General features: G+C 42.9%; 14 protein-coding genes and 1 pseudogene. 6 read left to right on the top strand and 9 right to left on the bottom strand.

Annotated features, from left to right (window positions below):
* Positions 1 to 91: 91 nt before the first annotated feature.
* On the top strand, positions 92 to 721 hold the full coding sequence (locus ACLGGO_RS14030; protein WP_446419776.1) for a Uma2 family endonuclease: 630 nt from the start codon (positions 92 to 94) through the stop codon (positions 719 to 721).
* A 362-nt stretch (positions 722 to 1,083) separates the two neighbouring features.
* Here ACLGGO_RS14030 and ACLGGO_RS14025 read toward each other — a convergent pair whose 3' ends face one another.
* Together ACLGGO_RS14025 and uvrA are read right to left on the bottom strand one after the other, a co-directional pair.
* Positions 1,084 to 2,907 (bottom strand): hypothetical protein, encoded by a 1,824-nt coding sequence (locus tag ACLGGO_RS14025; protein WP_446419775.1) that lies wholly within the window; start codon positions 2,905 to 2,907, stop codon positions 1,084 to 1,086.
* A 251-nt stretch (positions 2,908 to 3,158) separates the two neighbouring features.
* Positions 3,159 to 6,134 (bottom strand): excinuclease ABC subunit UvrA, encoded by a 2,976-nt coding sequence (gene uvrA / locus ACLGGO_RS14020; RefSeq protein ID WP_446419774.1) that lies wholly within the window; start codon positions 6,132 to 6,134, stop codon positions 3,159 to 3,161.
* Between the two features lie 334 nt (positions 6,135 to 6,468).
* Between uvrA and ACLGGO_RS14015 the strand changes: the two genes are divergently transcribed.
* Positions 6,469 to 6,699: a DUF433 domain-containing protein gene (locus ACLGGO_RS14015; RefSeq protein WP_446419773.1), complete on the top strand. Its 231-nt coding sequence runs from the start codon at positions 6,469 to 6,471 to the stop codon at positions 6,697 to 6,699.
* Positions 6,696 to 6,782 (top strand): annotated as a pseudogene (locus ACLGGO_RS14010) (DUF5615 family PIN-like protein); the annotation flags it as partial. The gene ACLGGO_RS14015 and the pseudogene ACLGGO_RS14010, both read left to right, overlap by 4 nt.
* 10 nt (positions 6,783 to 6,792) lie before the next feature.
* On the opposite strand, the gene ACLGGO_RS14005 reads toward ACLGGO_RS14010, so the two are convergent.
* From ACLGGO_RS14005 to ACLGGO_RS13975, 7 genes are all read right to left on the bottom strand, one after another.
* The gene (locus tag ACLGGO_RS14005; RefSeq protein WP_446419772.1) at positions 6,793 to 7,704 is read right to left on the bottom strand and encodes a hypothetical protein; all 912 of its coding nucleotides are present in this window, start codon (positions 7,702 to 7,704) and stop codon (positions 6,793 to 6,795) included.
* A gap of 274 nt (positions 7,705 to 7,978) precedes the next feature.
* Positions 7,979 to 8,338: a hypothetical protein gene (locus ACLGGO_RS14000; RefSeq protein WP_446419771.1), complete on the bottom strand. Its 360-nt coding sequence runs from the start codon at positions 8,336 to 8,338 to the stop codon at positions 7,979 to 7,981.
* A 73-nt stretch (positions 8,339 to 8,411) separates the two neighbouring features.
* Positions 8,412 to 8,684 (bottom strand): type II toxin-antitoxin system Phd/YefM family antitoxin, encoded by a 273-nt coding sequence (locus ACLGGO_RS13995; RefSeq protein WP_446419770.1) that lies wholly within the window; start codon positions 8,682 to 8,684, stop codon positions 8,412 to 8,414.
* On the bottom strand, positions 8,681 to 8,980 hold the full coding sequence (locus ACLGGO_RS13990; RefSeq protein ID WP_044205657.1) for a hypothetical protein: 300 nt from the start codon (positions 8,978 to 8,980) through the stop codon (positions 8,681 to 8,683). The genes ACLGGO_RS13995 and ACLGGO_RS13990 overlap by 4 nt, the downstream gene beginning before the upstream one ends.
* A gap of 115 nt (positions 8,981 to 9,095) precedes the next feature.
* The gene (locus ACLGGO_RS13985; protein ID WP_446361586.1) at positions 9,096 to 9,368 is read right to left on the bottom strand and encodes a DUF2442 domain-containing protein; all 273 of its coding nucleotides are present in this window, start codon (positions 9,366 to 9,368) and stop codon (positions 9,096 to 9,098) included.
* A 37-nt stretch (positions 9,369 to 9,405) separates the two neighbouring features.
* Positions 9,406 to 9,627: a hypothetical protein gene (locus ACLGGO_RS13980; RefSeq protein WP_446382664.1), complete on the bottom strand. Its 222-nt coding sequence runs from the start codon at positions 9,625 to 9,627 to the stop codon at positions 9,406 to 9,408.
* Positions 9,628 to 9,994: 367 nt separating this feature from the next.
* Positions 9,995 to 10,141 (bottom strand): hypothetical protein, encoded by a 147-nt coding sequence (locus tag ACLGGO_RS13975; protein WP_446419769.1) that lies wholly within the window; start codon positions 10,139 to 10,141, stop codon positions 9,995 to 9,997.
* A 9-nt stretch (positions 10,142 to 10,150) separates the two neighbouring features.
* Between ACLGGO_RS13975 and ACLGGO_RS13970 the strand changes: the two genes are divergently transcribed.
* The 3 genes from ACLGGO_RS13970 to ACLGGO_RS13960 form a co-directional block, all read left to right on the top strand.
* On the top strand, positions 10,151 to 10,525 hold the full coding sequence (locus ACLGGO_RS13970) for a hypothetical protein (RefSeq protein ID WP_446419768.1): 375 nt from the start codon (positions 10,151 to 10,153) through the stop codon (positions 10,523 to 10,525).
* 171 nt (positions 10,526 to 10,696) lie between these two features.
* A complete protein-coding gene (locus ACLGGO_RS13965; RefSeq protein ID WP_446419767.1) occupies positions 10,697 to 11,761 on the top strand; it encodes an endo-1,4-beta-xylanase in 1,065 nt (354 codons plus the stop codon).
* 3 nt (positions 11,762 to 11,764) lie between these two features.
* On the top strand, positions 11,765 to 11,962 hold a 198-nt coding region (locus ACLGGO_RS13960), incomplete at its 3' end, for a hypothetical protein (RefSeq protein WP_446419766.1).

Genomic DNA, 11,962 nt, shown 5'->3' with positions numbered 1-11,962 from the left:
ACGCAGAGGTAAGCGCAGAGGGACGCAGAGGTTTTTGAGGGGAATAGGTTTGTTGCCATGATTTTAACAGATCCTAACTAACTGTATAGATATGCTGACAATCTCAACTCTAGCTGAACAACGAACTGTCCTGCACAATATTAGCTGGCAAACGTTTGAAACCTTATTGGCAGAAACGGGTGAAAACCGGGGTTATCGGTTTGCTTATGATTGTGGTACGTTGGAAATTATGACGCCTCGTTTTGAACATGAAAATCCTAAAGCTAATTTGGGTAATTTCATTGTTGTATTAGCCGAAGAGTTAGATATTGAGATTAAAAGTGCTGGTTCGACCACGCTAAAACGAGAAATAGTCAAGCGAGGTATAGAGCCTGATAATTGTTATTATATCCAAAATGAACCCGATATTCGAGGTCGCCAAGATATCAATTTAGAAACTGATCCGCCCCCTGACTTAGCGATTGAAATTGATATTACCAGCAGTTCTGTGAATAAGTTTGAGATTTACTCGGCGCTAGGTGTACCTGAACTTTGGCGGTATAATGGGCAAGTTTTGCGATTTTATCAACGGGTAGAAGGACAATATATTGAGTGCGAATCTAGCCTAGCTTTTCCTTTGGTATCTGTCAGTGAAATGAGTCGATTTATTCAGCAGAGTAAAACAATGGGAGAAATAGCTCTATTGAAAGTATTTCGGGTTTGGGTGAGAGACAATTTATAAATCAAACATGAATTAATTCTCTCTGGGGCGGGTTTTACAGCCCACGTAACGGTTTTTGGGAATAACGTATCTAAACCCGCCCCCTCTCCACCCCAATCGGGCAAAAAAATAATCCGGGAGCAGATTACAGGAAAGACGCGATCGCATGTTCTCAGGATGGGTAAGATTTAGGATATCCTACCAATATAATACATCTGTCACATCTAGGATGCGATCGGGGCGGGTTTATAAAATTAAATGGTGAGTCATATCAGTTGGTTGTCAAACCCGCCCCTACAAAAGACGCCCCAAAAGAATGCGCCCCAAAAGAATGCGCGATCGCACAAACTGAACACCATAGGTGCAAGGTATCTTTTTCCCTGTCATTTTCCTTTCTTTTTAGACTTTTTCAGATAAGACTTAGCCCAAGCATACCTTTGTGGATCTTTTTTAAGTAAATAGTTCACAACTTCGCGGCGCTTGTTCTCATCTTTAGCCGTTTTCACCACTCGCTTAATCTCAGCATCCTGATCTCTGGGAGAAGCCCCACGTTTAATTGCTTCTTCAAACCAATAATCACCCTTTCCATATTCACGCCGTTCATAACAAATTGCTCCCATTAAGGTGTAAGGGTGATGGCTACTTGGCTGATACTCAATCGCTTTAAGCGCACATTTTTCGGCTTTCTTTAATTCCTCAATGTCTCGAAATGCTCCACCCCTAGTGGTTAGTAATGCTGATTTTAGCTTATTTTCTTTAATTTTGTCAAAGTCGAGGTTTTCTGTCAGTTTTAATGCCTGTCTGGGTTTATCTGCCTTACGCCAATGACTGCTAGCATTGGGCAAATTCCATTTGTTGCCAGTGCGCTGATACTCTTGTTCGTAAAAATTGGCTTCAATTTTGTGGTAGGCGATCGCAATTTTCCCAGATAACAGTGAAAGCCATTCATAAATTTTATTCTCCTGAAGCCAAGCCACATCCTTTGGTTCCAAACGTTCGGCTTTCTTTAACTTGTTCAGAATCGCATATAAAGGGCTAGAGGGAGATGTATCTTTATAGTCCGAAACATTATACTTGGACTTGAGAGTCGCGAAGTGTTTGGCTTGCGCGATCGCAATTATATTCTCCCGTCCATTATTTTTCAGCCAGTCTACCTCTGACTCCTCCAGTTTATCTCCTAATTCAATCTTGGACTTTAGCGTCGCTGCGTATTGCTCTTGAGCGATGGTAATTATATCAGTTAATTGACGCTTTTTTAGAAAATTAATATCCTGTTCACCTAGCGGATGTTCTGATTCAAGTTTTTTCAGGACTTTGTATAGGTGACTAGAGGGTGATGAATCTTCGTATTGGCTCGCTTTATACTTTGTTTTCAGTTCAGTAAAGTGCCGCGTCTGTTCCAACTGCTGAACAATATCAAGGGTTTCAATCAGTTGATGCGCTTCTAGCCAGTCTATTTGTGACTTACTTAACGGCTGATCTGCCTCAAGATTTTTTAGAATAAGATACAGCGGACTGGATACAGACGAATTTGGGTGTTTAGTCGCTTGGTACTTATCTTTGAGTTGAGCAAATTCAGATTCCATTACCGCTTCTTGTTCCTGGATAACTGTCAAAGTTTCAAATAGCTCATGTTCGTTGAGCCAGGTAATATCTGAATCACGTAACGGTTCTTTTGCATCCAGTTTTTTTAAGATTTGATACAACCGACTATCAGGAAATGTATCTTGATATTTAGTCGCTTTGTACTTTGTTTTTAATGTATAAAAATGTTTGATTGTTTGAGCGATTGCAATTGTCTCATCATACCCACAATGTTTAAGCCATTTTATTTCCGAATCACTTAGCTTATTTTCATAGTCTAACTTGCGAAGTATAAAGTAAAGCGGAGTTGATTCCCAAGGAATAGAGTGTTTTGTGGCTGTATACTTAGATTTTAAATGCTCAAAGTCACTTTCTAATTCTCTAATTTCTCGATTTTTTTGTTTTCTCTGTATTTGTTGCTTACGGATAGCTTTAATTGTTTCAAAAAGGTTACGCTCTATGAGCCAAATTGCCTCTATCTCGGCTAGCTGAATTCCCAAGTCAGCTTTCCGAAGGATAAAATACAGCAGACTCGCGGGGGATGAGTCTTCATAGTCGCTGGCTTGGTACTTAGACTTAAGGATAGCAAAGTGTTCTACCCGTGTTTGATCCTCGTCAGTCATATTGGGTCAATCCTTTATCTTTCAGCCAATAGTCCTAAAAGTCTATCCTATTCCAATTCATATACCATAATATTATATATTTGTTTCAAATCGATAAAGGCGCAAGGATGGTGCCCCTACAGTTAGGCGAACCCTTAGCACTAGGAAATCACTACACTCCAAAATTCTCTGCGAACCTCTGCGCTACCCTCTGCGAACCTCTGCGTTAAAAAAATATATTCGTTCCCCTCCATAACCTTACATTTCCCCAACTAAGAACTAGCACTTTCTACTTTCAACGGATACTGCTTCAACACCTCCTTTAAATACATCCCCGTATAGGATTTTTCATTCTCCGCCACATCCTCCGGTGTCCCCACCGCAATCACTTCTCCTCCTTTATCCCCACCTTCAGGACCCAAATCAATCACCCAATCGCTACAACGAATCACATCTAAATTATGCTCAATCACCAACACCGAATTTCCCTTATCCACCAATCGCTGCAACACATTTAACAAATGATGCACATCATAAAACGATAACCCCGTTGTTGGTTCATCAATTAAATACAACGTCTTTCCTGTCGCCCGTCGCGATAACTCTGTCGCCAATTTCACCCGCTGCGCTTCTCCCCCGGATAAGGTAGGTGCAGGTTGTCCTAAATGTACATATCCTAATCCCACATCCACGAGAGTTTGTAAACGATTCACCCCACGCGGGATATTCTTAAATACCTCTAGCGCCTCCTCCACTGTCATATTCAAAACATCAGCAATCGAATATCCCTTATATTTCACCTGCAAGGTTTCTCGGTTATATCTTGCGCCTTTACATACCTCACATTGCACATAAACATCGGGGAGGAAATTCATTTCAATCACATTAACTCCCTGTCCGCCACAGGCTTCGCAGCGCCCTCCTTTAACGTTAAAAGAAAACCGTCCGGCTTTATACCCTCTAGCTTTGGCTTCAATAGTTTCCGCAAAGAGTCCGCGAATCACATCAAATACCCCAGTATAGGTGGCGGGATTAGAACGGGGGGTTCTACCAATTGGGGATTGATCAATGACAATTGCTTTATCTATTCCATTCAATCCCTTGACCTTATCTAACTCTTTGGGAAACGGTACATTGCGACTCAGGTGATTTTGTAACGCTGGATAAAGGAGTTCGTTGACTAACGTGGATTTACCCGAACCGGAAACTCCTGTAATGCAAACCAACTTACCCAAAGGAATCTCCACATCGATATGTTTAAGATTATTTCGGTGGGCATTTTTGATCACCAGCGATCGCGCGTTACCTTTGCGCCGTTCTCCTGGTGTTTCAATGCTCTGGCGTCCCGATAAATAGGCTCCCGTTAACGAGGTTTCACTATTGAGTAATTCGGTGAAATTTCCCTCAACCACAATGTCGCCACCATGAATTCCCGCTTTTGGACCAATATCAATAATCCAATCAGCCGTGCGAATGGTTTCTTCATCATGTTCCACTACAATTAAGGTATTACCCAAATCCCGCAATTTCTGCAAGGTTGCTAATAACCGCCCATTATCTCGTTGATGTAACCCAATACTCGGTTCATCTAACACATATAAAACCCCCGTCAATCCCGCGCCAATCTGAGTTGCTAGCCGAATTCGTTGAGCTTCTCCCCCAGAAAGGGTCATCGCCGCCCGATCTAGTGTGAGATAATCTAAGCCAACATCTAAGAGAAATTGCAATCGAGCTTTAATTTCTTTGAGGGCGAGTTCGCCTATTTTTGCCTGACGGGATGAGAGTTGGAATTGGTCAATCCGTTGGCGACTTTCCTCAATGGAAACCTCAATTAAATCAGTAATCCGATACTGTCCCAGCCTTACCGCGAGGGCTTCTGGCTTCAACCGTTTCCCTTTACAGACTTCACATGGTTGATCTACTAAATATTGATCTAATTTCTGCTTATAAGTATCGGAACTGGTTTCGTCATATTGCTTTTGCAGGATCGGAAGTACCCCCCGATAACGGCGGTAATCGTTAAATTCTTCGATCCAAATCGGATTATCCGCCCCGTAGAGAATCACCTGTTTCTGTTCGGGTGTTAGTTTCTGCCACGGCGTTCCCAGTTCAAAGCCGTAGGCTTGTCCGATATTGTAAAGCAGGGATAGATAATAGGAATTATCTCGATCCGACCAAGGCGCGATCGCACAGTATAGGGGTTGGCTGGGTTCGGGGATGACAAGTTCTGGAGAAAAGGTGCGTAAATTACCTAATCCGTGACAGTGAGGACAAGCGCCATAGGGGGAGTTAAAGGAAAAGAGTCTAGGGGATAATTCCTCCATGACAGCGCCATGTTCGGGACAAGCAAAGTTTTCTGAAAAGACGATTTCTTGGGGGATTTGTTGTTCAGAAGAGGTTGCATTTTCTTCGTCAGTACGTATATAATTTGAGTCTGGTCGGACTCCGGCTGACTCTGCCGATGTATCATTTAATACCTGGATCACCGCAATTCCACTGCTAAGCTTGAGACAAGTTGCGAGGGAGTCGGTTAGACGTTCCTGTAGTCCAGGCTTTTTGATTAAGCGGTCAATCAGCACTTCAATGGTGTGGGTATAATTTTTATCCAACTCAATCGGATCAGAAAGATTTTGGATCACGCCATCGACGCGGACGCGAACAAATCCTTCGGCGGCTAAACTGGAGAGTAGCTTCTTGTGTGTGCCTTTTTTACCCCGGACGACAGGGGCGAGGATATGGAACTTGGTGCGATCGGGGAGTTCCAGAACGCGATCGCACATTTGGTCGATGGTTTGAGGGGCGATGTTGCGATCGCAGATCGGACAGTGGGGTTCTCCGGCTCGACCAAATAATAGGCGCAGGTAGTCGTAAATCTCGGTAACTGTACCCACGGTGGAACGGGGATTATTGGATGTGGATTTTTGGTCAATGGAGATAGCAGGGCTTAACCCTTCAATGGCGTCTACATCGGGTTTATCGAGTTGTCCCAGGAATTGACGGGCATAAGCGCTGAGGGATTCGACGTAGCGGCGTTGTCCTTCAGCGAAGATGGTATCGAAGGCGAGAGAGGATTTGCCGGAACCGGAGACGCCTGTGAAGACGATTAAGCGATCGCGCGGGAGATCGAGGTTAATGTTTTTTAGGTTATGTTGTCTGGCTCCCCGGATGCGGATGGTGTTTTGGCTGGGGGGTTGGTTTCCATTGAGGGATGGGGTAGGGTTGGAGGCAATTTTGGTCAGATCAGACATGAGGGTAATGGCGGGTAATTGTCCTTGATGATCTTAGCGTTGCCTCTGCCATTGGTTGTGAGGGGGCGTTGTTTTTGCTTTTTACGGTATGTGGTGTCTCTGTAGGGGCGGGTTTTACTACTATCTTTTCGGTTGCACAAGGGATGTGAATGAACCCGCCCAGACTTTTGTTGGTTTCTAGATTTCTCTTGAAAAGTTGGGTTGTTTTTGGGGATTTATTTCTGCTAGCGATGTGTTTTTTTAACGCAGAGGGGCGCAGAGGTTTACGCAGAGGGACGCAGAGGTTTTTGAGGCGATAGTATATGAGATGATAATTTATAGTTGAGGTCAAGTTATGAGTTATAGAAACATTATCACCATCGAACCCGGTAAGCGTGGCGGGAAGCCTTGTATTAGACGAATGCGGATTACTGTGTATGATGTGTTGGGCTGGTTGGCGGGGGGAATGTCCCATGCAGAAATTTTAGATGATTTCCCGGAGTTGACAGAGGAAGATATCCGAGCGTGTTTGGCATTTGCGGCTGATCGGGAACGTCGTATTATTGCTGTGGTAGGTGAGACTTGAAGCTATTGTTTGACCAAAATCTAAGCCGTAAACTGGTGAGTCGGCTTGCAGATATTTTCCCAGATTCTAGTCATGTTCAATTTGAGGGTATGACTATAGAATTCCACGACCTTCTTTTCTGCTCAAATACGCAGCTAATTGAGCCGGTGATTTTAATTTAAACAGTTGCGGACATTTTGGATGAGGACACGCTAGAAAAAACATATCTAAAGCAACACCCTTATGTTCACGTTTTTCTCTGAGAATCATAGGTACATAATGAATGGGGCATAGAACTTCATTATCCTTATCTCTTAAGTGATATTTAACTCGATTTATTGTTGCTTTTTGAATCGATTTTTCATTAAATATTCTAGATAGATCAGATTGGGAAACTTGAAACTCAAAAATATCTGACTTGTGAAGTAAAGCAATATCCTTTGCTTTAAATTTTTGCGTTGCGTTGCACTTAAAAGGTAGATTGCTATAATAACCAGTACAAGACCAGAAGAAGTCATCAAGGCAATATAAACTACCATCTAAGCGTTTTCTAGATTGCAGAATCATTGGTTTTCCGCATCCTGGTTCTGCACATTTTTTTTCAAGGACTACCTGACCCATGTGATACTGAAGTACATGGATACTGTCATTTTTTAGAACTGACGTTTCATAATTATCAGGGTTTTTATATTGCTCCTCTGCAATTTCTTTTTTCTTTGCTTTTTGATAATCATTAAATTTTTCATTTCGCAAAAATTCCAGATACTCTAAATGTTCATTGTCTGAGATTGGTACATAAACATCACGCTGTTTCTTCCGTTCAAGGTCAACAATTTCAGCATCTATATTTTCAATATCATTGATAATGTCTTTAGTAGTTTTGTTAGTGCGCTCACTATATCCACCGTGATTTGATGCATTCTCTTTACTACGAGAAGTCCATTGCTCAATGACTTCTCGACAAGCCACCCTCGCAAACTCTGTAATAATAATTGTACCGATTGCAAAAATTGCCTCAAGTAACATGGAAAATCAAGAACAAAAATATTATGATTTTATTTTATTGGATTACCATATCTCGCGTCAACTATTAGAGGTGCTATTTGTTCTGCTCATATACTGATGACGATTTCTGACTTTTCACGCACGGTATGTAGCGCAACGTGGGTGTTGAGTGTGTAGGGGCGGGTTTCACGACTATGTTTTTGGTTGCACCCAGATTTTACTAAACCCGCCCCGACTTTCGCAGGTTTCTAGATTTCCGATGAGAAGTCAGGTTATTTTTATTCCTCCGAAAAAATTACTCAGGGTTTATTACTCTCTCAGGCAGCAAATTCTGTTCTTCCGGGTAAAGTCTATAGTATTCTTCTGTCGTGAGCCGCCTGTAAGCATTTCGTGGATATATTGAAAAGAAATAATTCTCAGCTTGGGTTCTAACCGATCTATAGGGAGAAAGTGCTAGAACAAAGTTATCTCGAAAACCCGTAATTTTTATGCAGAAAGACGTTCCTGTAAATAGACTGACAGTATTTATTAGTTCTATCTCTTGCCCTAGTTCAATATGCTGATTGGGAATCGCGCCCAATTGAACAAGTGCAGGCGGGTAGTTACTGGGGTCTACGGGAAAATAGGGAAGGGGCATCCAAACTTGTGTGTTCATAATTAAATTGTTGATATCTCTGACTTGTTTACGGGTATTTCCCAAGATGCTTAATTATCCATGTTGGCTAAATCTAAAAACTATCTTTATTGCCTAATCCCAGTCTACGCCGCATTTCTGTGCTAGAAATTCCTCCCTCAGCGCGACGACGTTCCCGTGAACGCTCAATTAATTCAATAAATTGAGGATTGGTACTCAGTGAAATCGTCTCCATATCGACATTTTCTAATGTTATCAAAGCGGCAATAGGTTGACCGTTGCTGGTAATGATAACAGGTTCCTCAGCTAGCTCAGAGGTATATTCAGCTAGTGTTGCGTTTGCCTGTCCAATTTCCACAATTTTCATAGGTCATAAATCTCCCCAGCGATACGAACTTGATTGCGTTCCTTGATACCGACGGCATTGATATACACCACAGCGTCAGGCTCCTCTTCTATATCATAGTAGACGCGCAAATTACCAATGCGAAGTTCCCAAGGAGCAAGGGGATTAGGGCGCATTAGCTTTCGGTTTTTTGTCTCAACTGTCGGTTGATACATCAGTTGCTCATCGACAGTATCCAAGACAATCGCCTGCTGTCGAGCCGTTAGGTATTGTAGATGTGTCTCTGATTCTGGTGAGTATTCGATGCGGTAAGCCATACCTCTATTAGCGTAAGTTGGCTTAATATTACAATATCCAATATCTGATAAAATGATGCCAACTCAACTTGGGGAATTGTGGAGAGTGCGGCGTGCGATCGCGTCAGAATTCATCTTAGCTATTAGCCAAGGATGCTCTGGGAGCAGGCGCTCCCCTTAACATTCCTTCTGTACTCAAATCCTCATCTATCTCTTCCCAGTGAATCCCATAACCTCCACCGCATACTTCCCATTTTTCCCGTTGTTCAGACGTAGCATTCAGTAATCTTGGATACCAAGTGAGAGGAACAGAAATTACCCGCCCATCCATGAGATCTACAGTTATTGTTTCCTCTGTAAAGTAGACGTTTTTAACTCTCTCGTCAGCTCGAATCGCCAAAATACCCATACCACGCCTACAACATTTGTATCAATTAAAACTCGCATTACTGATATTTCTCAGTGAGATAGGTAATATAATTCTCGGTAATTCCTTCATCACTCAACTTATTTGTACTTTTGGCAATTCCTCGCAACCGAGACAAGTTACCCTTTTTCACCACGGAACGAGTTTCCCATTGTAGAGACTCCAGCAGAGTTTGCACTAATTTCCAGCGATCGCCAATCGGTAATTGTAAAGCTTGCTTTTGTAATTCTGGCAACGTCATTAGGATTCTCCTCCTTAAAGTCATCTCTCCTCCATGTTAAATCATACAACCCAGGCTGAACTGAAGCCTCACAGCTAGGGATGCGATCGCGGCGGCTTTCTTGTACTATTGATTGTATTTTATAGATAATGCCTAATATAGAACTTGGTCAATAGACTTTCCTAACCTGGAAGAGATTCGTGCTGAATCAGGAGAAGACATCCGACGAGAGAGTTTTTGAATGTACGTTTTAGATACAAATACCCTGATCTACTACTTTAAAGGTCAAGGAATTTTCCAGGGTGTCAGGACTCGCGATCGCAGACTGGTATTGACCATGCCGATAATTTATCATCTGTAATAAAATATTCTAGTCCCAGCCAAGAATTTAGCTGGTGTCTAATGTATTCTCAATATAAATAATTGGTGTTTTCCTCTGGAGAAAACCAGCTATAATTGCTTTATTTAGGTGGATGGGTTTCAGAATTGAGTTGGAGTTAGTTAAAATAGCGATCGCATCCCTTATCCTATACATTTTTCTCCGATGGCAGATGTAAATGGTACTTGGCTAGGAACCTATTGGCAGTGGGACGTTCCCACCAGATTTGAGGCAACACTGCTGCATAGTGGCAATACCGTGACAGGTAATATCTTAGATGACAGCTACTTGGGCGAAGCGTCACTAACTGGGGAAGTTGTTGGACGCCGGATTAGCTTTGTTAAACGCTATCTCGCGAGTTCTAACTATCCCATTAGTTACACCGGTACAATCTCGGAATCGGAAGACTTTATGCATGGACAGTGGAGTATCGGTGGCGTTGACTCCGGTTCTTGGGAAGCCCGTCGCAGTGGTGAAAATTTAACCGTGGATTTACAAAAAGCCCAAGCTAACCGAGTACCCGCTTTAACAGGTGTATGAGCGGAAAAGTATTTGATTACCGCTTAGAGATAGGAGAAATGGAGGGATTTTAGCCGTTAGTGATATCTGCTAAACTATACTCCCCATAAGATTGATACAAAGATTTAATGATTACCTAGATAGGAAAATAAGTACTATATCATATATATACCTTAAATAAATGAGATTAAAATGATTAAAAAAATCCTCAGCTTTAGCGCCTTAATTCTCTTAGGATTAATAGTAACATTACTCATTTCTCTCCCTGCCATTTCCCAACCGGGCAATATAACCTTGCGTGCTTTAGCCCAAGAACAAAACTTCCACATAGGCGCAGCCGTATCGATAAAAGCCCTTCGCGACGATTCCACCTATCAGGAGGTATTGGCGCGGGAGTTCAACATGGTTACGCCTGAGAATGTGATGAAATTTAAGCCTATTCATCCAGAACGCGATCGCTACGATTTTACCGCCGCTGATGAAATCGTTACCTTTGCCAAAGCCAATCAGATGCAAATACGCGGTCATACCTTGGTTTGGCATCGACAGCTACCCGACTGGTTAACTGAAACCGAGTGGACACGGGAGGAGTTGATAGAGATTTTGCGGCGGCATATCTTTACCGTAGTCAGTCACTACCGAGGTGAAATTTCTGCCTGGGATGTTGTCAATGAAGCCGTTGGCGGTAAAGACTCTCTCAGAAAAACAATTTGGCAACAAGGAATTGGATCTGACTACATCGAGTTGGCGTTTCGCTGGGCTCATGAAGCTGACCCCCAAGCACTCTTATTTTATAATGATTATGGCGGAGAAGGATTAGGCGAAAAATCTGATGCTATTTACGCCTTAGTTAAGGATTTGCTAGAGAAAGATGTCCCCATTCATGGCGTCGGTTTGCAGATGCACAAAAGTATCAAAAATCCGCCTAAACCAGAAGATGTAACCGCCAATATCAAGCGGTTGGAGGAGTTGGGATTAGAGGTACATATTACTGAAATGGATGTACAAATCCACAACGGTACAGGAACTGAGGCAGAGAGATTAGTCAAACAGGCAACGGTTTATCAGGATATGCTAGGCGTCTGTCTAAAGGCGCCCAACTGTACGGCATTTGTCACCTGGGGATTTACCGATAAATTTACCTGGATTCCTGGATTTGTCGGTCAGCCAGACTTGCCCTTAATTTTTGATAAATCCTATCGTCCAAAACCAGCTTATCAGGCTTTAGTCGAAGTTCTCAGTACCGCCAATAATTAGGGGTTGCTGAATAAGTCTTGTGGTGGGGGTAGGGAGCAGGGGGAGCAGGAGGAGCAGGAGGAGCAGGGGGAGCAGGGGGAGCAGGGGGAGCAGGGGGAGCAGGGGGAGCAGGGGAAGCAGCGGGAGCAGGGGGAGCAGGGGGCGGGCTCCACGACTAAAGACACCTCTTCACCCAGAACTGAACAACATACACCAGCCCTA

This window comes from Coleofasciculus sp. (genome assembly GCF_046565525.1).
Lineage (GTDB): Bacteria > Cyanobacteriota > Cyanobacteriia > Cyanobacteriales > Coleofasciculaceae > Coleofasciculus.
Note: the sequence above shows the minus strand (reverse complement) of the source record. Positions and strands in the feature narration are given on the sequence as shown.